Source organism: Nocardia sp. JCM 34519.1 (assembly GCF_020361265.1).
GTDB lineage: Bacteria > Actinomycetota > Actinomycetes > Mycobacteriales > Mycobacteriaceae > Nocardia > Nocardia arthritidis_A.
In genome coordinates this window covers 14,401-34,062 of sequence record NZ_JAIRBR010000030.1, presented here as the reverse complement: position 1 = coordinate 34,062, position 19,662 = coordinate 14,401, and the positions used below count along the sequence as shown (strand labels likewise).

Below are 19,662 nucleotides of genomic sequence, written 5' to 3'. Positions count from 1 at the left end.
TTAGCCGGAATCCGACCGGCCGGATTGTTGATTGGGGCAGTACTACTGATTTCGTGAGAACATGGGTAACTCGTCGGGGACGCCCAAAAGTCCTGTTGCGCCTGGCCGCCAGCCCGGTTTGGGACTCAAGAGGCTCTTACGACCGGCGAAAATACGCGGAGAGGCGGGGGAGCCGGGGTCAGCGTTACCGGTACGCCGTTGAAGACCGCGTTGCCGGATGGCGCGTCCAGCACCGAATCATCGGTCAGCACATTGGCATTGACGCCGGCGTGGGCGCGGGCCACCGCCTGCGCGCTCTCGGCGTGACCCCAGCCGTGCGGCAGGCTCACCACGCCGGGCATGATGGCCTCGGTCGGCTCCAGCGGCACCGTCAGCGTACCCGCGGCAGACTTCACCACCGCGTGCCCACCGAGCCCGAGCCGGTCCACATCGGCCGGATTGATCTGCAGCGTACAGGTATTCGAGCCGCTGACCAGCGTCGCGACATTGTGCATCCAGCTGTTGTTGGAGCGCAGCTGCCGCCGCCCGATCAGCACGACGTCCGGCGCGGTATCGGCCAGCCGGGCCAGCAACCGCGCGACGTCGTCCAGCAACTCGCGCGGGGCCAGCTCCACCCGGCGCGATTCGGTACGCAGCGCGCCTGGCAGCCGAGGCCGCAGCGGACCGAGGTCGATGCCGTGCGGATTATCAAGCAGCACTTGCAGATTCAGTTCTCCGCCGGCCCATTCACCGTACGGTCCGAGGCGCAGCATCATATCGATTCGCTGTTCGGTGCTGTCGGCGCCGAGCAATTCGCCGCGGCGCTGCGCCAGACCCGCCTTCTGCAGCGTTGTCATGATGATCAGCTCATCCACCATGGCGAGCGGATTCGCCGCGCCGGAATGCGGTTGCCCCTGCACCGCGGCCGCCAGCCTGGCCAGGATCTCGGATTCGCCGGGGCGATCGCCGAGCGGGATCAGCGGCCGCGAGTACCTGGCGTAGTTGCGCACCGCGAACTGCAGCAGCGCGAAATCGTAGTGCGGCGACTGCAGGGTGCGCGGCGGCGGCAGGATGACGTCGGCGTGCCTGGTGGTCTCGTTCAGGTAGCGGTCGACGCTGACCATGAATTCCAGTTCGGCGCAGGCCGTGTCGAGTCGGGCGCCGCTCGGTGCGGAGAGCACCGGATTGCCCGCGACGGTGATCAGCGCGCGCACCTGACCTTCGCCAGGGGTGAGTATCTCGTCGGCCAGGGTGCCCACCGGGAGCTCGCCCATGGCCTCCGGCAATCCGCGCACCCGGCTGGTCCAGCGGCCGACGCGGAACGGTTTGCTGCGCGCGATCCCGCCGGTTGCCGCGGTGGCGAACATCGCGCCGCCGGGCCGGTCCAGGTTACCGGTGAGCACGTTGAGCACGTCGACCAGCCACTGCGTCAGCGTGCCGAATTCCGCTGTGCAGGTGCCGATTCGGGCGTAGACGGCCGCGGTCGGCGCGGCCGCGAGTTCGCGGGCGAGCCGCACGACGGTTTCGGCCGGTATGCCGGTGCGCGCCGCGACCGCCTCCGGCGGGAAATCCGCGGCGGCCGCCCGCACCTCGTCCAGGCCGTTCGCCTCGACCCGCACATCGGTCAAACCCTCGGCGAAAAGCGTGTGCACGATGCCGAACAGCAGGTAAGCATCGCTGCCCGGGCGGATGAACAGATGTTCGTCGGCCAGTTTCGCGGTGCGGGTGCGCCGCGGATCGATGACGACGAACCGGCCGCCGCGCCGCTGCAGCGCCTTCAATCGACCCGGGAAATCCGGTGCGGTGCACAGCGATCCGTTCGATTCCAGCGGGTTCGCGCCGAGCATGAGCAGATAGTCGGTGCGGTCGAGGTCGGGCACCGGCACGGTGAGCGGGTCACCGAACATGAGCCCGCTCGCCACCTGCTTGGGCATCTGGTCCGCGGTGCTCGCGGAGTAGATATTGCGCGACCCCAATGCCCTGGCCAGCACCGGGACATACAGCGCACCGGCGACCGTGTGCGCATTGGGATTGCCCAGATACAGCGCGGCGGACTGCTTTCCGTATTGGCCGACGACCGCGGCGAGCCGTTCGGCGATGAGCTCGAACGCCTCGGTCCAGCCCGCGGTGCGCCACGCGCCGGTCGCGCGGTCCCGGATCATCGGTTCGGTCAGCCGGTCCGGATCCTCGTCGAGATGTCCGAGGCTGGCGCCCTTGGGACAGATGAACCCGTTGCTGAACGGATCCGCCTTGTCGCCGCGCACCGAGGTGACGTGGTCGTCGGGGTCGATGCCGATCTCGAGACCGCACACGGCCTCGCATAGCGGACAGGTGCGCAACAGGTTCCGGGCCATAGCTAATGCTCTCGCACGATCGGGAGATCTGAAACACATCGCTACGCGGCAAACCCAAAAAGACCGATACCCGAGGGGTATCGGTCTGAGGCGGCCCTTGCGGAGTGGGCCGGTTCAGCAGGTTATGGCTGGAAGACCAGCATCGCGTAGCGATTCAATGGGGGGCGGTGGTCGGGTGACGGGTGGGCCTGCTCTTCAGCAGGCCACGGAGGTGAGCCTGGTGCGGCGGTTGGCACGGGCCGAGCGCACCGCGGCGCCGATCGCGACCACCGGCGGCAGCCAGCGCGCCTCGGCGGGCGAGATACCCCAGCAGGCCGAGCCGGCCGAGAGCTGGGTGGGCGGCAGCGGGATGCCCGCGCCGTCGGTGTAGACGACCGCGCCGGCCTCGCGCAGCGCCTCGATCGCCATGGCCGCCTTGCCGACCGCGGTGACCAGGTGGATCTCCCGGCGCTCCGGGCCGGGGATCTCGATGACCGGGCCGGAGAGGTTGTTGGCCCGGAGGAACCGGCGCACCTCGCCGGCGAGCTCGCCGCAGACCTCGATGCCCGAGAGATCGGCATCGGTGATCAGGCAAAGCCCGTTGGCCGTTTCGGCAACCGTCCATCCGCGCTCGGTGTAGTCCTGCGCGGCAGCGGTCATGTCCGCCGCCGAGATGGAAGTCGGAAACGTCGTACGCACTGTTATCTCCATTCCCCGATAGATCTGGGTCCTGCTTCATGGGTGCTATCGGGTCGCGAGGTCGGCAGTGTTACGCGCTGAAACAGTTTTTCTTCACGAGTGTTGTATTCGTCTCATTCACTAGGGTTTTGGTAGCCGATGGCTATTGAATTCGACTGGCTTCGGCCGCGGAATGCGGGGAGGATTCCGGCATGACCGATGAGTCCGACGGCGCCGTACCGGATTCGGAGGAGTACGTAGCCGAATCTCGTTGGATTACTTGGAAGGAGTCCGCGGCCCGGCGCTTCACCCGCGCCGCGGTCGCGGCCGAGTCGCCCGCCGAACCCTTCCGCAGCCCGCGGGCGTTCGGGGTGTGGAGCGTCGAAGCGGCGCGCGGACTGCTCGACGTGCAGTTCCGCCGTCCGGCCACGGTGACGTTGCTGCCGCTGGCCTACATACTCGGCCTGGCCTTCGCCTTCGGCACGCCGATCGCGCTGACGGTTTTGATATGGCGGCATTCGGTGTTGCTCGGGGTGCTCGCCGCGCTGATCGCGCTGCCGTTGGCGTTGACCATCGCCGCCGCCGTCCGGCTGATGCTGGAATTCCTGGTGAACGCGGCGCTGCTGGCGAGCCGGGTCGAGCACATCAGCGAACTCGCCGATGACCTGTTCCAGGCGCTGTCGGATGTGGCCGAACCGGTCAACCAGCTCTCCGAGGACGTTCGGGCGGTGCAGTTCTGGCGGTTCCGCAAGCGCGGTCCGCGCAAGTAGCCGCCGAAATGCCAGGTACGCCAAACCTGTTCGGCATTGCGATGACAGTGGCGTACCTGCGCCACCTACCGTGACCATGACCAGTTCAACTGTGAAACAATGCGTTTCGAATATCCGGATGTTCAGATCTGGTACGCACTTCGGCAAGCGCCATCCTGCGAATACGGGAGATTCGCGGATCCGCGCACGGATTAGGGGGAAGCATGGCTTTACCGCAGGGCATCACGGGGTCGACCATGCCTCGTCGACAGCTCGGCCGACACCTTCGTGACCTGCGCAATCGCGCACGGATGACCACCAGGATGGCGGCGCAGCAGCTCGAGTGGTCCGAGGCCAAGATCTGGCGCATCGAAACCGGGCAGACCTCGCTGCGCAGTCTCGATGTCGAGGCCATGTGCAAGATCTACGGCGCGCCAACCGATCTGGTCGAACCGCTGGCCGCGCTGGCCCGCGAGACCAAGGCGCGCGGTTGGTGGACCGCGTACAGCGAGGTGATCCCCGAGGGTTTCGAGGTCTACATCGGCCTGGAGGAGGCGGCCGAGCGGCTGTCCGGCTACGAGAACGAGCTGGTGCCCGGCCTGCTGCAGACCGAGGCGTACACGCGGGCGCTGCTCACCGCGTCCCGTCCGGAGCTGTCCGGGGCCGAGGTCGCCCGCCGGATCGAGCTGCGGGTGGCGCGCCAGGCGCAGCTCACCCGCGCCGCGAACCCGCTGCGGTTGGACGCGGTGATCGCCGAGTCCGTGCTGTGGCGGCACATCGGCGGCGCCGAGGTGATGACCGAACAGCTCGACCACCTGCTCGCCCTCGCCGAACTGCCGAATGTGCGCATCCGGGTGGTGCCAGCGGATTCGGGCTACCACGACGGGATGGACGCCGGTCCGTTCGTGCTGCTGGAGTTCCCGGAGCGCAGCGCGGGCGAACTCGCCGAGCCGCCGGTGGTCTACGTCGAGGCGTTCACCGGTCCGGTGTATCTGGACAAGGAACACGAAATCGACCGGTACCGAAAGGCTTTCGCGAATATTCAGGCGGTCGCCGTTGATGCGCGCCCGGCCGTCGACGCCGCGCGGCGCAGGTTCTGATCACCAGAAGCGGTGCAGGGTCTCCCGATGCGTCGGTAGCGCCTGCTCATACACCTCGCGACCCTTGTCGGTGAGGCAGACGAAGACGGCGCGCCGGTCGTCGGCGCACATACTGCGCGCGACCAGGCCGTCTTTCTCCAACCGGGCGACGGCCCGGGACAGCGCGCTCTGGCTCAGATAGATGTCATTGGCCAGATCGCTCATTCGATAGTTGCCGCAATCGGCGTCGACCAACCGGTCGAGCGTCTCGAACTCACTGAGCCCGATTCGGTGCCTGCCCTGCAGTTCTTTTTCGAGTGCGCAGCTGACGAGGGCGTGTCGGTCGAGCAGTTCGCGCCACTCCGCCACCAGTCCGGTGTGCCCTGTGGCGCGCCGGACCACTGGGGCCTCCGACTTGCAGACGTCGGCGTCAATCATTGACGGCTTCGACATGTGCCCATCCTAGTGATCACCAGCCATCTATGCAAATGCATTTAATGTGTTGGCATTTAATGCGTGTGCATGTAATGTTCCCGCCATGACTTCACCAGCAACCCTCTCGGCCGCCCCGACGGCGACCGATCCGACCAGATGGTCCGCACGGCTCTGGGGCATGCTGATCACGCTCTGCATCGTTCTCTTCCTCGACGGCCTCGACGTTTCGATGATCGGCGTCGCGCTCCCGTCCATCGGCACCGAACTCGGACTCACCACCTCCACCCTGCAGTGGCTGGTCAGCGGCTACGTCCTCGGTTACGGCGGACTGCTGCTGCTCGGCGGCCGCACCGCCGACCTGCTCGGCCGCCGCAAGGTCTTCCTGATCGCGCTCGCCGTCTTCGCACTGGCCTCGCTGGCCGGTGGACTGGTCAGCTCCGGCCCGCTGCTGATCCTCACCCGCTTCGTGAAGGGTCTGGCCGCCGCGTTCACCGCGCCCACCGGCCTGTCCATCATCACCACCAACTTCGGTGAGGGCCCGGCCCGCAACAAGGCGCTGTCCATCTACACCGTATTCGGTGCGGGCGGCTACTCGATGGGCCTGCTGTTCGGCGGTCTGATGACCGGCGTCGGCTGGCGCTGGACCTTCCTGCTCCCGGTGCCGATCGCGATCGCCGCACTGGTCGCCGCCACCTTCCTGGTCCCCAAGGACGAGGCCGCCGAAGAGGGCGGACACGACATCCTCGGCGCGGTGCTGTCCAGCGCGGGCATGCTGCTGCTGGTCTACACCGTGGTTTCCGCGCCGCAGGTCGGCTGGGGTTCGCTGCGCACCATCGGCTCGTTCGTGCTGACGGCCGCGCTGTTCGCCGGCTTCGTCGCGGTGGAGAAGAAGGTCAAGTACCCGCTGGTGCGGCTCGGCATCCTGCGCAAGTCCTCGCTGGTGCGGGCCAGCCTCGCCATCATCGCGGTGGGCGGCTCCTACTTCAGCTGGCAGTTCATCACCACGCTCTACCTGCAGGACACCCTGCACTGGTCTCCGCTGCACCTGGCGCTCGCGCTACTGCCGGTGGGTCTGCTCGTCGTCGCATCGGCCTTCGTCTCCGACAAGCTGGTCGACCGCTTCGGCACCGGGCCGATCATCGCCGTCACCATGGTCGTCATGGCCATCGGCTACCTGCTGTTCCTGCGGCTGGACACCGCGCCGTCGTACGTGTCGATGCTGCTGCCCGCGGTGCTGCTGATCGGCATCGGCTGGGTCGGCTTCCCGGCCATCAACATCCAGGCCACCAGCGGTATCGATGACGACGAGCAGGGTCTGGCGGCCGGCGTGCTGCAGACCTCGATGCAGGTCGGCGCGGCCATCGTGCTCGCGGTGACCACCGCCATCGTCACCTCGGGTACGCACGCCGAAACCTCGCCCGCGGCGATGCTGGACACCTACCGTCCCGGCTTGGAATTCGCCGCAGGCGTCTCCATCGTCGGTGCGCTGGTCGCGCTGCTGGCCTTCGCCCCGAAGTTCCGCAGGCAGGAGGCCGAAAAGGTCGCCGCCGAAAAGGAACTCGAACTCGTCGGCTGATTCCCCGCACAGTGTCCGATTTGCGGCGCTCCCTAGCCCTGCGTGGTTACGCAAGCTACCGCCTCCGGGCCTGACGCTCGCGCCGCGGCCGACAAATCGAACGCCCCCACCTACGTCGGAAGGTGGGGGCGTTCGTTATGTTCACGAAAATGGCGGGGCGGCACTGTCTTTCGCTGAACGGATGAAGGTCAGCGGCTTACCGTCCCGGCCGACGGTCGGCCATTCGATGGCCAGTGTGGGATCGAAAGCGTCTATCTCCCTGTCGAATTCGGGCGTGTACTCCAGCGAACACAGGTAGGTCACCGTCGAGCCGTCCTCCAGGGAGAGGATTGCGTGCCCCAAACCCTCGGCCAAGAATATCGAGCGCCGGTCGATATCGTCGAGAATCACGCTGTCCCAGCGTCCGTACGTCGGCGAGCCGGGGCGCAGATCCACCACGACATCGAGGAAGGCGCCGCGCACACAGGACACGTACTTCGCCTGTCCCGGCGGATCTTCCGTGTAGTGGATGCCGCGCAGCACGCCCGCCGCGGAGACCGACAGGTTCACCTGGCACAGCTCGAACTCGCGCCCGGTCACCTTCTCGAATTCGGTTGCCTTGAACGTTTCGGCGAAAGTGCCACGCGCGTCCCCGAATTGGCGCGGGGTGATCACCCAGGCGCCGGGGACGGACATCTCACGGAATTCCATACCTAGTCCCGTCCACGATCCAGCAGGCCGAGCAGGTAGGTGCCGTAGCCGGAGCGGACAAGCGCCTCGGCCCGTACCCGCAGCTGCTCGTCGTCGATGAAGCCCATGCGCCAGGCGACCTCTTCCGGCACACCGATTTTCAGGCCCTGCCGCTGCTCGATGGTGCGCACGTAATTGGCGGCGTCCAACAGCGAGTCGAAAGTTCCGGTGTCGAGCCAGGCCGAACCGCGGGGCAGCACGTCGACCTGCAGCCTGCCCTGTTCCAGGTAGGCCCGGTTCACGTCGGTGATCTCGTATTCGCCGCGCGCGGATGGCTTCAGCTCGCGCGCGATCTCCACCACGTCGTTGTCGTAGAAGTACAGCCCGGGGATGGCGTAGTTGGAGCGCGGCGCCTTCGGCTTCTCCTCGATGGAAATGGCTTTGCCGTCGGCGAATTCGACAACGCCGTACGCCGTCGGATCGGAAACCCAGTAGGCGAACACCGCGCCGCCGTCGATATCGGCGAAGCGGCTCAGCCCGGTGCCCAGGCCGGGGCCGTGAAAGATGTTGTCGCCCAGCACTAGTGCCGCGCAGTCGGTGCCGATGTGAGCGGCCCCGAGTACGAAGGCGCGAGCCAGGCCGTCGGGTTCGGGCTGCACGACGTAGCTGATGGACAGGCCGAACTGGCTGCCGTCGCCGAGCAGCCGGGCGAACGCCGCCGCATCCTCCGGCGTGGTGATCACCAGGACGTCCCGGATGCCCGCCAGCATCAGCGTGCTGAGCGGGTAGTAGACCATCGGCTTGTCGTATACCGGCACGAGCTGCTTGCTGACGCCGCGCGTGATCGGGTGCAACCGGGACCCGGTGCCGCCCGCCAAGATGATTCCGCGCATGACCATGCAGTCTGCCAGTGCCTGCCGGTTCCGGCTCGGGGAGGTTCCGACTCGCCGACGAATTGATCACGGGGGCGATTGTTGTTGCGTGGGTCACAGTCGGCGTGGTGTTCTTGATGACACGTGTTGTCACCGAATACGACCCGTGCGATGTCAGCGCCGACATCGATCCGGAGATCCTGGGCGATCTCGGCGCGCCAGTGAGGTAGGTGCGCGATGTCAGCAATCGGCCCCGGAGGATCCGGCACCGTCATGAATCCGGATGGGCCGAGCGCCCCGGCACGGGTTCTGCTCGCGACCTGTCAGGGCGTCATCCGGCCCGCGCTGCGGGTCGCCCCGATCACCAGGTCGACCATTCCGATCGGTGCCGCCGCGATATCCGGTCTGGCCCGGCTGCGGCCGCAACCGCGCGGAATAGAACGAGAACAGGTGGCGCTCAACGGTTTCCGGATGGAGATCCTGCGCCCGTCGGGTGCGGCGCGGGCGCTGCGGCACGGCGCGATGCTGTATCTGCACGGCGGCGGATTCGCCGTATGCGGGCTGCGCACGCATCGCCCGATCGCGGCCAGTCTGGCTCGGCGCATCGGGCTGCCGGTGGTGAACGTCGAATACCGGCAGCTGCCCGGACGGCGCATCACCGATTCGGTGGACGACTGCATGACCGCCTACCGCTGGCTGCTGCGGCACGGCGCGGATCCGGGGCGCATCGTATTCGCCGGGGATTCGGCGGGCGGATACCTGAGTTTCGCCACCGCGCTGCGCGCGATCGAGGCGGGTCTGCCCGCACCGGCCGGACTGATCGGGCTGAGCCCGCTGCTCGACCTGGATTACGCGGCCAAGCGCGATCACATCAACGTCACCCGCGATCCCTACATCCCGCTGTCCGCATTGGCCGCGGTGGTGCGGATGGGCGCCGAGGTGGGCGGCGCGCTCGACCCGCTGCTCTCGCCGGTGAACGGCGCGCTGGCCGCGCTGCCGCCGGTGCTGCTGATCGCCGCCGAGGACGAAATCCTCAGGCACGATTGCGAACTCATGGCCGAACGGCTCACCGCCGCCGGTGTGCCGAATACGCTCGAGCTGTGGCGCGGCCAGGTGCACGCCTTCATGAGCATCTTCCCGAATCTGCCGGAGGGCAGGGCGGCGCTGGCCCGGGTGTCGCGCTTCGTCCGGGCTCGGCTCGAGGAGCAGGACCAGGCCCGCTCCGCCTGAGCCGGAATTGGCCTGTTGAAAAGGCGGCCCCCGTCCCGAACTGTCGCGGGGCGGGGGTCGCGCTATTCGGAATCGGCGCAGCGGATTTCAGCGGCGCTCGAATAGAAGTCCGCCCGGCGCGCGGCCGGGCGGATTCGTCGCGAAATGCTTTGGGCTACTTGGCCGGCGGCACGAAAGGCTGGTTGATGGTGGTGAAGTACTGGACCGCCGCCGCGATGGCGACCGGGGCGGTGATCACGATGTTCGCCGCGATACCGCCGAGCGGGGCAGCGGTGGCTGCGCCGCCGATGCAGCCGACGAGCGCGGCCGGGATGAACGGACCGAACAGGCCGACGATGGTCGCGGCGGCGACAGTGGCTCCGACAATGCCGCCGAGCACGCAGCCGAGCGCCGCGCCGCCCACGGTGCCGACCACGGTCGCCACGGTGGCGGCGAGGGAGATCTCGTCCTTCATCCGGTTCCAGGCGGCCTGTTCACGGTCGTACGGGGTCTTCCACGGAGCGACGTCCTCGAACGGAAGCGCGACCGGCTTGTAGGTCGCGTGCGCCATGTCGTACTGCGGCGTGAGGGTCGCGGTGTTGCCGGAAATATTTGCGGCGATGGGGAATTCGAAGTCGTTGACCCGGAACGTCAGCGGGGTGCCCGCCATGACGGTGCCATTCGCCGACTTGATTTCGAAGACGCCGTTCTCGACGGTCAGCGAGCCGGCATCGGTCTTCAGGATGGTGCTGGTGCCGTCGCTGCTCGTGTTGACGTTGACGGTGTCGTTGGGCGCGGCGTGCACGGTGCCCGCGGTGACACCGATCGCGGAGATGAGCAGTGCCGACGTGGCGGCAAACTTCTTGATGATCATGTGCTGTGGTCCTCTATCAGGTGCGTTTGCAAGTGGTAGTGACCGGTAACTGAATTCGCGAATCTTCAGCAACTCGGCCGGGCCAAGAGAAACCCCGCCCGGTAAGGCTGCCGGGCGGGGTTCCTGGCTCGCTGTTCAGTTGTGCGAGTTCAGTTGTGTGAATTCAGTTGTGGGGTAAGTACTTTCGACTTACTTGGCCGGGGTGAACGGCGCGTTGATGGTGGTGAAGTACTGCACGGCGGCGGCGATGGCGACCGGCGCGGTGATCAGGATGTTGGTCGCGATACCACCGAGCGGAGCGGCGGTGGCGGCGCCACCGATGCAGCCGACGAGCGCGGCCGGGATGAACGGACCGAACAGACCGGCGATGGTCGCCGCGGCCACGGTCGCGCCGACGATGCCGCCGAGCACGCAGCCGACGGCCGCGCCGCCGATGGTGCCGACCACGGTCGCGACGGTCGCGGCGAGGGAGATCTCGTCCTTCATTCGGTTCCAGGCGGCCTGTTCACGGTCGTACGGGGTCTTCCACGGGGCGACGTCCTCGTACGGCAACGCGACCGGCTTGTAGGTCGCGTGGTCCATGTCGTACTGCGGGGTCAGGGTCACCGACTTGTCGGCGACGTTCGCGGCGATCGGGAATTCGAAGTCGTTGACCCGGAACGTCAGCGGGGTGCCCGCCATGACGGTCCCGTCGGCGGCCTTGATCTTCAGCACCCCGTCCTCGACGTCGATCGAGCCCGAGTCGGTCTTGATAACGGTGGCGTTGGCGTTGTCGGGAGACTGAGCGACGCTCACTCCCACCTGCTCGGCCGGGGCGGCGGCGGGCTGTGCGTTGACGGTGCCCGCGGTGACGCCGAGAGCGGCGATCACCAGCGCCGACGTCGCGGCGAATTTCCTCATCAGCATTTTGTTGTGAACCTCGATGTGCAGCGTTCGGAGGGGACTAACCGATCGAAATCTAGACCAGCTAACGCATGGTGAACCGTTTGTGACTGTTTATTCAAATTTTGTTCACCGACGAGACCCGAGGCTCGGTGAGATAGGTAAACGCGCACTGAAATACGGGTTTTTGCCTTTAGATCAGACTGACGGAATCTGATCACCGTGACTTTTAGACCGGGCCTTTGAGAGCAAGCTCACAGCCCTCGCGCTGGTAACGCGCGCCTATTCGGGGCCGACGGTTGGTCGCCGCCGCGCCCGCGTCAGGACGTAAGGTCGTTGGCGTGCGACTGCTCGTAACCGGCGGAGCCGGCTTCATCGGCGCGAACTTCGTCCACCAGACGGTGGCCGAGCGGCCCGACCTGACGATAACGGTCCTTGACGCGTTGACCTACGCCGGGAATCGCGCCTCGCTCGACCCCGTCGCCGACCGCATTGATTTCGTGCACGGCGATATCGCCGATCTGGATCTGGTCGACGAGTTGGTCAGCGGGGTGGACGCGGTGGTGCATTTCGCCGCCGAATCACATAACGACAACTCGCTGGCCGAACCGTGGCCATTCGTGCAGACCAATATCGTCGGCACCTATTCACTGCTGCAGGCGGTGCGCCGCCACGACGTGCGCTACCACCATGTATCCACCGACGAGGTCTACGGCGACCTGACTCCCGACGAGCCCGCCTTCACCGAGACCACCGCATATAACCCGTCCAGCCCCTATTCGGCCACCAAGGCGGGCAGTGACATGCTGGTCCGCGCCTGGACCCGCTCGTTCGGCGTGCGCGCGACGATCTCCAACTGCAGCAACAACTATGGCCCCTACCAACATGTGGAGAAGTTCATCCCGCGCCAGATCACCAACCTGATCGACGGCGTGCGTCCCCGGCTCTACGGCGCGGGTCACCAGGTGCGCGACTGGATCCACGTGCACGACCACAATCGCGCGGTGTGGGACATCCTGGAGCGCGGCCGCATCGGTCAGACCTACCTGATCGGCGCCCAGGGCGAACTCGACAACAAGTCGGTGGTGCGGTTGCTGCTGGAGGCGTTCGGCCGCGATCCGGACGACTTCGACCACGTCACCGACCGGCGCGGGCACGATCAGCGCTACGCGATCGACGCGTCGCTGCTGCGTGCGGAATTGGGTTGGGAGCCGAAGTATTCCGACTTCCGGACCGGGCTCGCGGAGACCGTGCGCTGGTACCAGGACAACGAATCCTGGTGGCGGCCGAGGAAAGCCGAGACCGAACAGGCATACGCGGCGGCGGGCGAGCAGACCCTGAGCTGAGGCTGTTCAGCCCCAGACCACGGTCGTGTACTTCAGGATCGCCGCCGTCAGCGCGATAGTCGTGGCGATCACGATGGTCCACGCGGCTGCGGCGGTGGGCGCCCGGCCCGCACTTCCGGTGAGCCGCAACGGCATCCAGCGTAGCAGCGCCGCGAACGCGAGCACCGCCAACGGCACGAAGTACCTGCCCTGTACGCCGTCGATGATGTAGTAGTCGACCGGTGTGAACGACATGTACAGCGTCACGTAGATCATCGCGACGCTGGCCGCCACCACCAGCGCGACGATCAGCGTCTTGCGCAACGTCGCGGTGTCCCGGTTCATCCGGTCGGCGGTACCGATGGCGATGCCGAAGGCCAGCAGGCAGGTCACGATGGACAGCGCGGGCACATCGACGTAGGCGAAGCCGAGCTCACCGAAGAACTGGGTGAACCACCGCTGGTCGCGCAGCCAGACGCTGTCGACGAAGACATTCAGGAAATGACCCGGGTCGGTGAGGATTCCGTGCAGCTGCTCACCGGGTTTCACCGAATGCCATTGCGCCTGTGGGCGCATCAGGCCCATACCCTCGCCGGTCGGTGCGGCGATCTTCATCCACACCGCGAACGCCACCGCGCCGATTCCGGCGAAAACCCAAGGGAGCCAGCGCAACCGGCCGCGGAGTCCGAGCCGGTCGGCGGGTGCGACCACCACCAGCATGGCCATCAGCACGTAGGTCGGCTTGCTGACCGGCAGCAGTACGGTCGCGGCCAGCAGTGCCGCGGTTTCCACCGGACGCAGCCGGTGGCCCAGGAACAACGCCTTGACCAGCAGCGCCGAGAACATGATCGCCAGCGCGTTGGTCATGGTGTCGGCGGTGACGGTGCCCGCCTGGAAGATGGCGATGGGCAGCACCGCGACGGTGAACGCCAGCCACTGCACCCGGTGCGCGCGCAGCGCCCACAGTCCGAAGCCCACCACGATCAGGTATGCGAGCAGTCCGGCCAGCCGGGTGAGCAGGACCATTCCACCGGTGTGCAGGCCGATCAGCTCGGCGAACCGAATGCCAACGGCCGCTGGAACATACGGTACGGGTGAGTAGGCGGCGGTATTGGTGAACCACACCGTTTTGGTGTCCGAGGAAATGGGCGCCGAGCCGAGCCTGCCGTAGGCGGCGGGGTCGGAGACCATCGGATCCGGCTCGCCGATCTTGCGGTTGTAGTCCTCGAACGCATAGCCCATCAGCGCATCGATGCTGCGCGGCACCTCGCCGCCGTATGCGACGCCGCGGTCGTCGGATATGCGCTGCGGCAGGAATCCGCCGTGCGCCACCTGGTACGCGCGGCCGAACTGGGTGATCTCGTCGTGTCCCCAGAACGCCGGGGTCTGGTAGGTGAACAGCGTGCCGAAGACGGTCGCGATCACCGCGAAAGCGATGGTGGCCGCGCCGAATCGGGCGAACAGCCGCCGGATGAAATGCGAATACCGGCTCGGCGCAGCGCTCTTGGCTGCCGCCGGAGATTCTTCCGTTGTGGCGCCGTTGGTTTCGGCCAACGCGGCAGCCCGTTCCGCGGAGGTGGTCACCGGCCCGCCCCGCCGTCACCGCCGTTTCCGGTGAGCGGGAACAGAGTCGGGCCGCGCTGCGGTTCCTCCGCGCCGACCGCCGAATACCGCAGGTAGACAAGGCGTGCCGCCTCGTGCCTGGACCGGCGGATACCGTCGAGGATCAGGCCCGCGGTCCATGCCAGGCTGCCGAGCAGCAGCAGGGTGAATCCGAGGAACAGCGTCGGGAACCGCGGCACCTCATGGGTTTGCGTGAATTCGATGACGATCGGAATGGTCAGGATGATGGAGACCAACCAGCTCAGCGTGCCGAACAGCCCGTAGAACGCGACCGGCCGCTCATGCCTGGCCAGGCCGATGATCAGCGCCAGGATCTTGAATCCGTCGTGGTAGGTGCGCAGTTTGCTCTCGCTGCCCGCCGGGCGGTCGCGGAAGCCGACCGGCACCGCGGTGCGCGGCACCCGCAGGTGCAGCGAATGCACCGTCAGCTCGGTCTCGATCTCGAATTCGCGCGATACCGCGGGGAAGCTCTTCACGAAGCGGCGGGAGAACACCCGGAAGCCGCTGAGCATATCCTCGACGTTTTCGCCGAACACCTTGCCGACCACGCCGTTGAGCACCTTGTTCCCGGTTTCGTGGCCCGCGCGGTAGGCGGAGCCGCCCTCGTCCTGCTTGCGCACGCCGAGTACATGGTCGTAGGGGCCCTCGAGCAGGGTCTTGATCATCAGCGGCGCGGCCGACGCCTCGTAGGTGTCGTCGCCGTCGATCATCAGGTAGACGTCGGCCTCGATATCGGCGAAGGCGCGCCGGACCACATTGCCCTTGCCCTTCGTGGTCTCCTGGCGCACGATGGCACCCGCCGCGCGGGCGCGTTCAGCGGTGGCGTCGGTGCTGAGATTGTCGTAGACGTAGACGACGATCCCCGGCACGGCGGCCTGCAGGTCGGTGACGACCTTGGCGACCGAGGCCTCTTCGTTGTGGCACGGGACCACGGCGGCAATACGAAGCTCGGTGGAGTCCACCCGGGTCAATCCTCGGAGTCGGCGGTGAATTGGGGAACACCGGGAGGGTACAGGGAACGAGGGGTGGGCGCGCACCCCGGCTGGCCGTGTTGTCGGTGGGGTACCGTCGGCCGGTGTCTTTCCCTGAGCACCCAGCGTCTTTCTCCGAATACCCGGCGCAGGCCGAGGAACACGAGGCGCCCGGCGTGCCGCTGTTGACCAGGGTGCTCGGCGCGTTGCGGCAGGGCAGCGCATTCCTGGTGGTCGGCGCGATCGGCTTCCTGGTCGACGCGGGCACCTATAACCTGCTGGTCTTCTGGGGTGGCGAGGGTGTTCTGTACCACGCGCCGCTACCCGCCAAGATCATCGCGATCGCGGTGGCCACCGTGGTGACCTACTTCGGTAACAAGTGGTGGACCTTCGGGCACAAGCGGACCGACAACCCGGCGCGGGAGTACCTGCTGTACGCGGTCTTCAACGTGGTCGCGATCGGCCTGCAGTTGGGTTGTCTTGGGTTCTCCCGTTACGTCCTCGATTTGTCTACTCCGTTGTCGGACAACATCTCCGGCACGTTGATCGGCCAGATCGTCGCGGTCGTCTTCCGCTATTGGGCATATGACCGGTTTGTATTCGTCGGCGACCGGAATCGGAAATGATCCGACCATGGGTCGACAGTGTTAATCGGGCGTTAACGCGGCGCTTGTGGCGAATATCGAGCAACTGAATTTCGATCTGTTTGCACCAAATGTCCGGATAGCAAACCGGGCGGTTTGTCCGGCTGAGGCGCGTCGCCGATCGGGCGCACCGCCGGCTCGGTTGATATCCTCACCCCCGCCGCGAACGGCATCCCAGGGGCGTGTCTGTCCCGCCGGCACAATCAGGATTTCGAGGACTTCATGGACCAGTCGGCTACCCAGGCCGTAACCGAGACGAATCAGCGCCCGACCGCGGATGCCGCGCCCGCCTCGCTACGCGCGGACCATCGGGCGCCCGATCGGCTCGTGCTGCAGCGCGGCATCTTCACCGGCCCGTCGGCGAAGGTGAGCGACGAGCTGTACGCGGTATTCGTCAAGGGGCGCGGCGATCGGACCCGGCAGGCGCTGCGGCTGGAAAAGGGTGCGAGCGCGCACACCAACACCTACTTCGGCCGGTTCGCGGCGAGCTACTGGCAGCGCTGGACCACGGTCACCGAGGTGCGCGCCGGGATGGTCCTCGAGATCGGCAAGGAGGCCAGGGTCCGGCTGGTCGCCTCCGATATCGCCGGGCACCGCCGCATCATCGACACCGCCAAGGTCACCGCGAGCGGTCCGCTGACGCTCACCGCGCCGCTGGACCAGTACGTCGACGGTGGTGCGCTGTGGCTCGAATTCGACGCCGTCGGCGGCGAACTCGGCATCACCGACCTCGCCTGGACCTCGGTCGCGCCCGATCACATGCGCCCGGTCGCCATCGCGATCTGCACCTTCAACCGGGCCGAGGACTGCGCGAATACCGTTGCCGCCCTTGCCTCCGACCCGACCGTGCTGGCCGCCATCGACGCGGTCTACGTCGTCGATCAGGGCACCGATCTGGTGCGCAACCGGCCGCGCTATCAGGAGACCGCGCCCGCGTTCGGCGACAAGCTGCGCTACATCCAGCAGCCGAATCTCGGTGGCGCGGGTGGATTCACCCGCGGGCTCTACGAGGTGTCCGCGGTCAACGAGCACGCCGACGTCATCCTGATGGACGATGACATCCTCTGCGAACCGGAAACGGTTCTGCGGCTCAACGCTTTCGCCAATATGACGGTGGAGCCGACGCTGGTCGGCGCGCAGATGCTGTTCCTGCTCAACCCCGACTACCTCAATGTCGGCGCCGAGGAGGTGCACCTGAACGAGCTGCGGCACGGCCAGAAGGTGCCGAAGGCGTTGCGCAACACCAGCATGCTCAAACGGAATCAGGAGCGGCGCGTCGACGCGGGCTACAACGCCTGGTGGACCTGCCTCATCCCCGCCGAGGTGGTGGCGCGCATCGGGCTGCCGGTGCCGATCTTCTTCCAGTGGGACGACGTGGAATACGGCGTCCGGGCCCGTGAGCACGGTTTCGTGACCGTGACGCTGCCCAATACCGCGGTGTGGCACGCCGACTTCTACTGGAAGGATTACGACGACTGGGCGCGCTATTTCAGCACCCGCAACTCGCTCATCGTCGGTGCGCTGCACACGGAGCTGGACGGAAAGGCCATCACCCGCAAGCTGTTCCGCGAGCTGGCCGAACATCTGGTCGCCATGCAGTACGGCCTGGTGCACACCACCCTGCAGGGCATCGAGGACTTCCTGCGCGGTCCGAAGGTGTTGCGCGACGGCGGAATCGCGGCGCTGGCGGCGGCAAGGTCCAGCCGCGCCGACTACCCGGAGACGCTCAAACATCCCGCCGCGACCCCGCCGGTCCGCTCGTCCGATATCCAAATCCGCAGGGCCGGTGGCGAACCCAGCCGGGTGACGCTGGTGTTGATCAAGCGGGCGATCATCCAGTGGACCGGGCGCACCCAGCGTGGATTGGTCGGCGTCACCCGGGAAGACGCGCACTGGTGGCATGTTTCGCTGTTCGATCACGTCGTGGTCACCGACGCGTCGCAGTCAGGTGTGCGAGTTCGCCAGCGGGACAAGGCGAGAGCGCGCCAACTGCTGTTGCGCACCATCCGGGTGCTGCGCCGCCTGCGCCGCGAACTGCCCGCGCTGCAACAGCAGTACCGCGCCGCCATGCCCGAGCTCACCAGCCGCGCCAACTGGGAACGCCTCTACGGCATCGGCGACTGAATCAACCGAGCTGGGCGCGGAAGATCGCGGCGTCGAAATACGCCTTGGCGACGGCGATTCGGCCGGATTCAGCCAGCTCGTAGATATTGATTCCGGACCAGTTGACCGGTTTTCCGTCGGGTGTGATCGCCGCGCCGCGCCATGCGACCGCGACGTTGTCGCCGACGGTGTGCGCGATCAGCGGTGTCAGGCCGAGGAAGGGGTCGAAGCCGGGCAGTACCGAGGCGATGAAATCGCGGATGGCGGTGCGCCCGACGATCGGCGGTGTGCCGACGGGGTCGTGGAAGACGCCGTCCTCGGCGAAGGCGGCGGCCCAGGTGTCCGCGTCGCCGTCTTGGGAGGCTCGGAAGAACTGCAGGACGGCGGGCGGCATGGCGGGGAAGGTCATCGGGCCGTGGCCGTAACCAGCGGCGTGACGGCTGTGCGTCGGCGGTGCTGGAAATGCGTGAGCAGCGTGAGTAGCGCGGTGCATCCCAGCAATCCACATACGCCGAGCCAGCCGGACCACGCGAAGGCGCGGATGCCGAGCCAGGAACCGGCGCTGCCGCCGAGGAACGAACAGGTCATGTACGCGGTATTGAGCCTGCTGCGAATCTCGGCCCGCAGCGCGAAGATTCGCGCCTGATTCGCGATCTGGCTGCACTGGATCGCGATATCGAGCAGCAACAGCCCGATGACCAGCGCAATCAGCCCGGTTAGCGCACCGAGGTCGCCGAAGGCGAGAACTGCTGCCGCGCAGACTATTCCGGCGATGCTGCAGAGGTTCACCCGGTCCGGTCCACGCCGGTCCACCCAACGTCCCGCAGCGGGCGCGCACAGCATGCTCGCCGCGCCGATCAGCGCGAGCAGTCCGACAACCTGCGCACCCATCCGGTACTCGGGTCCGCTGATCAGCAGCGCGAGACAGGTCCATGCGGCGCTGAATCCGGCGAAGAGCGTGCCCTGATAGCACACCGAGCGCCGCAGCCCGGGTTCGGCGCGCAGCAGACGGATGGTGTCCGCCAACAGCTTCGGGTATCGGTCCCGGGTCGCCGCCGGCGTGGTCGGTAGCGCGAGGCCGAGCACGCAGCCGAGCGTCAACGTCAGCACTGCGGCAACGAGATACGGTGCACGCCAACCGAATTGCGCGCCGAGCAGGCCACCGAAGGTGCGCGCCAGCAGGATTCCGCCGATCAGCCCGCCTTGCAGCGTGCCGATCACCGAACCCCTTCGCTCGGCGTCGACCAGTCCGGCCGCCATCGGCAGCAGCAGTTGCGGCACCACGGTGGCGACGCCGACCACCCCGCTCGCCGCGAGCAGCGGCCCGAAATCGGGAGCGAGACCGCAGGCGAGCAGCGCAAGGCCGGTGGTCGCGAGCAGTGCGACGATCAGCGGCCGCCTCGGCAACCGATCGCCGAGCGGCACCAACAGGAAGATGCCGACCGCGTAACCGAGCTGTGTCACCGTCGCTACGGTCGCGGCGGAATCCGCTGTGATGCCGAGGCTTTCGGCGATAAGTGGGGTGACCGCCTGGGTGAAGTAGATATTCGCCACGCCGATGCCGCAGGCCAAGGCCATCACCAGCGGCAGAGCGCGCGATCCGGCAGAAGCCATCGCAACTCCAATCAAACGAACTAGATAGTTCGGAACGATGCAGAGCC

18 protein-coding genes are annotated in these 19,662 nt (G+C 66.9%); 7 read left to right on the top strand and 11 right to left on the bottom strand.

The window, feature by feature from the left end; translation table 11 throughout:
* Positions 1-125: 125 nt before the first annotated feature.
* Both LGY53_RS40370 and LGY53_RS40365 read right to left on the bottom strand, forming a co-directional pair.
* A complete protein-coding gene (locus LGY53_RS40370) occupies positions 126-2,333 on the bottom strand; it encodes a molybdopterin-dependent oxidoreductase (RefSeq protein ID WP_225731947.1) in 2,208 nt (735 codons plus the stop codon).
* A gap of 195 nt (positions 2,334-2,528) precedes the next feature.
* Complete coding sequence (locus LGY53_RS40365; protein WP_167471423.1) at positions 2,529-3,011, bottom strand: hypothetical protein; 483 nt, start codon at positions 3,009-3,011, stop codon at positions 2,529-2,531.
* A gap of 191 nt (positions 3,012-3,202) precedes the next feature.
* On the opposite strand from LGY53_RS40365, the gene LGY53_RS40360 reads away from it, so the two are divergent.
* Both LGY53_RS40360 and LGY53_RS40355 read left to right on the top strand, forming a co-directional pair.
* Positions 3,203-3,760 carry a DUF4282 domain-containing protein gene (locus LGY53_RS40360; RefSeq protein WP_225731946.1) on the top strand — a complete coding sequence of 186 codons (558 nt, stop codon included), beginning with the start codon at positions 3,203-3,205 and terminating at the stop codon, positions 3,758-3,760.
* A 203-nt stretch (positions 3,761-3,963) separates the two neighbouring features.
* The gene (locus tag LGY53_RS40355; protein WP_225731945.1) at positions 3,964-4,839 is read left to right on the top strand and encodes a helix-turn-helix transcriptional regulator; all 876 of its coding nucleotides are present in this window, start codon (positions 3,964-3,966) and stop codon (positions 4,837-4,839) included.
* Here the strand turns inward: LGY53_RS40355 and LGY53_RS40350 are convergent, their stop codons facing one another.
* Entirely contained in the window at positions 4,840-5,271 is a 432-nt protein-coding gene (locus LGY53_RS40350) for a MarR family winged helix-turn-helix transcriptional regulator (RefSeq protein WP_167471426.1), read from the bottom strand.
* A gap of 85 nt (positions 5,272-5,356) precedes the next feature.
* On the opposite strand from LGY53_RS40350, the gene LGY53_RS40345 reads away from it, so the two are divergent.
* On the top strand, positions 5,357-6,829 hold the full coding sequence (locus LGY53_RS40345; protein WP_225731944.1) for an MFS transporter: 1,473 nt from the start codon (positions 5,357-5,359) through the stop codon (positions 6,827-6,829).
* 141 nt (positions 6,830-6,970) lie between these two features.
* On the opposite strand, the gene LGY53_RS40340 is transcribed toward LGY53_RS40345, so the two are convergent.
* Entirely contained in the window at positions 6,971-7,519 is a 549-nt protein-coding gene (locus tag LGY53_RS40340) for a dTDP-4-dehydrorhamnose 3,5-epimerase family protein (protein WP_225731943.1), read from the bottom strand.
* A 2-nt stretch (positions 7,520-7,521) separates the two neighbouring features.
* The gene (gene rfbA / locus LGY53_RS40335; RefSeq protein ID WP_225731942.1) at positions 7,522-8,391 is read right to left on the bottom strand and encodes a glucose-1-phosphate thymidylyltransferase RfbA; all 870 of its coding nucleotides are present in this window, start codon (positions 8,389-8,391) and stop codon (positions 7,522-7,524) included.
* Positions 8,392-8,607: 216 nt separating this feature from the next.
* Between rfbA and LGY53_RS40330 the strand changes: the two genes are divergently transcribed.
* Complete coding sequence (locus tag LGY53_RS40330; RefSeq protein WP_225731941.1) at positions 8,608-9,600, top strand: alpha/beta hydrolase; 993 nt, start codon at positions 8,608-8,610, stop codon at positions 9,598-9,600.
* A gap of 154 nt (positions 9,601-9,754) precedes the next feature.
* Here the strand turns inward: LGY53_RS40330 and LGY53_RS40325 are convergent, their stop codons facing one another.
* Together LGY53_RS40325 and LGY53_RS40320 are read right to left on the bottom strand one after the other, a co-directional pair.
* Positions 9,755-10,453, bottom strand: coding sequence for a hypothetical protein (locus LGY53_RS40325; RefSeq protein WP_225731940.1), 699 nt, complete (start codon positions 10,451-10,453; stop codon positions 9,755-9,757).
* Between the two features lie 189 nt (positions 10,454-10,642).
* A complete protein-coding gene (locus LGY53_RS40320; RefSeq protein ID WP_225731939.1) occupies positions 10,643-11,359 on the bottom strand; it encodes a hypothetical protein in 717 nt (238 codons plus the stop codon).
* Positions 11,360-11,676: 317 nt separating this feature from the next.
* Between LGY53_RS40320 and rfbB the strand changes: the two genes are divergently transcribed.
* Complete coding sequence (gene rfbB, locus LGY53_RS40315; protein WP_225731938.1) at positions 11,677-12,681, top strand: dTDP-glucose 4,6-dehydratase; 1,005 nt, start codon at positions 11,677-11,679, stop codon at positions 12,679-12,681.
* Positions 12,682-12,687: 6 nt separating this feature from the next.
* On the opposite strand, the gene LGY53_RS40310 is transcribed toward rfbB, so the two are convergent.
* Together LGY53_RS40310 and LGY53_RS40305 are read right to left on the bottom strand one after the other, a co-directional pair.
* Positions 12,688-14,244, bottom strand: coding sequence for a DUF2142 domain-containing protein (locus LGY53_RS40310; RefSeq protein ID WP_225731937.1), 1,557 nt, complete (start codon positions 14,242-14,244; stop codon positions 12,688-12,690).
* Positions 14,241-15,245 carry a glycosyltransferase gene (locus LGY53_RS40305; RefSeq protein WP_225731936.1) on the bottom strand — a complete coding sequence of 335 codons (1,005 nt, stop codon included), beginning with the start codon at positions 15,243-15,245 and terminating at the stop codon, positions 14,241-14,243. Before LGY53_RS40305 ends, LGY53_RS40310 begins: the two co-directional genes overlap by 4 nt.
* A gap of 113 nt (positions 15,246-15,358) precedes the next feature.
* On the opposite strand from LGY53_RS40305, the gene LGY53_RS40300 reads away from it, so the two are divergent.
* Together LGY53_RS40300 and LGY53_RS40295 are read left to right on the top strand one after the other, a co-directional pair.
* On the top strand, positions 15,359-15,880 hold the full coding sequence (locus tag LGY53_RS40300) for a GtrA family protein (protein ID WP_225731935.1): 522 nt from the start codon (positions 15,359-15,361) through the stop codon (positions 15,878-15,880).
* A gap of 240 nt (positions 15,881-16,120) precedes the next feature.
* Complete coding sequence (locus LGY53_RS40295) at positions 16,121-18,022, top strand: glycosyltransferase (protein WP_225731934.1); 1,902 nt, start codon at positions 16,121-16,123, stop codon at positions 18,020-18,022.
* Between the two features lies 1 nt (position 18,023).
* Here the strand turns inward: LGY53_RS40295 and LGY53_RS40290 are convergent, their stop codons facing one another.
* Both LGY53_RS40290 and LGY53_RS40285 read right to left on the bottom strand, forming a co-directional pair.
* Positions 18,024-18,395, bottom strand: coding sequence for a nuclear transport factor 2 family protein (locus LGY53_RS40290; protein WP_225731933.1), 372 nt, complete (start codon positions 18,393-18,395; stop codon positions 18,024-18,026).
* 11 nt (positions 18,396-18,406) lie between these two features.
* Positions 18,407-19,615: an MFS transporter gene (locus tag LGY53_RS40285; protein ID WP_225731932.1), complete on the bottom strand. Its 1,209-nt coding sequence runs from the start codon at positions 19,613-19,615 to the stop codon at positions 18,407-18,409.
* Between the last annotated feature and the right edge of the window lie 47 nt (positions 19,616-19,662).

Excerpts from the sequence above, each read along its gene's own strand:
- LGY53_RS40370 (WP_225731947.1), bottom strand. The coding sequence starts at position 2,333 with ATGGCCCGGAACCTGTTGCGCACCTGTCCGCTATGCGAGGCCGTGTGC.
- LGY53_RS40360 (WP_225731946.1), top strand. The coding sequence starts at position 3,203 with ATGACCGATGAGTCCGACGGCGCCGTACCGGATTCGGAGGAGTACGTA.
- LGY53_RS40355 (WP_225731945.1), top strand. The coding sequence starts at position 3,964 with ATGGCTTTACCGCAGGGCATCACGGGGTCGACCATGCCTCGTCGACAG.
- LGY53_RS40350 (WP_167471426.1), bottom strand. The coding sequence starts at position 5,271 with ATGTCGAAGCCGTCAATGATTGACGCCGACGTCTGCAAGTCGGAGGCC.
- LGY53_RS40345 (WP_225731944.1), top strand. The coding sequence starts at position 5,357 with ATGACTTCACCAGCAACCCTCTCGGCCGCCCCGACGGCGACCGATCCG.
- LGY53_RS40340 (WP_225731943.1), bottom strand. The coding sequence starts at position 7,519 with ATGGAATTCCGTGAGATGTCCGTCCCCGGCGCCTGGGTGATCACCCCG.
- rfbA (WP_225731942.1), bottom strand. The coding sequence starts at position 8,391 with ATGCGCGGAATCATCTTGGCGGGCGGCACCGGGTCCCGGTTGCACCCG.
- LGY53_RS40330 (WP_225731941.1), top strand. The coding sequence starts at position 8,608 with ATGTCAGCAATCGGCCCCGGAGGATCCGGCACCGTCATGAATCCGGAT.
- LGY53_RS40325 (WP_225731940.1), bottom strand. The coding sequence starts at position 10,453 with ATGATCATCAAGAAGTTTGCCGCCACGTCGGCACTGCTCATCTCCGCG.
- LGY53_RS40320 (WP_225731939.1), bottom strand. The coding sequence starts at position 11,359 with ATGCTGATGAGGAAATTCGCCGCGACGTCGGCGCTGGTGATCGCCGCT.
- LGY53_RS40295 (WP_225731934.1), top strand. The coding sequence starts at position 16,121 with ATGGACCAGTCGGCTACCCAGGCCGTAACCGAGACGAATCAGCGCCCG.
- LGY53_RS40290 (WP_225731933.1), bottom strand. The coding sequence starts at position 18,395 with ATGCCGCCCGCCGTCCTGCAGTTCTTCCGAGCCTCCCAAGACGGCGAC.
- LGY53_RS40285 (WP_225731932.1), bottom strand. The coding sequence starts at position 19,615 with ATGGCTTCTGCCGGATCGCGCGCTCTGCCGCTGGTGATGGCCTTGGCC.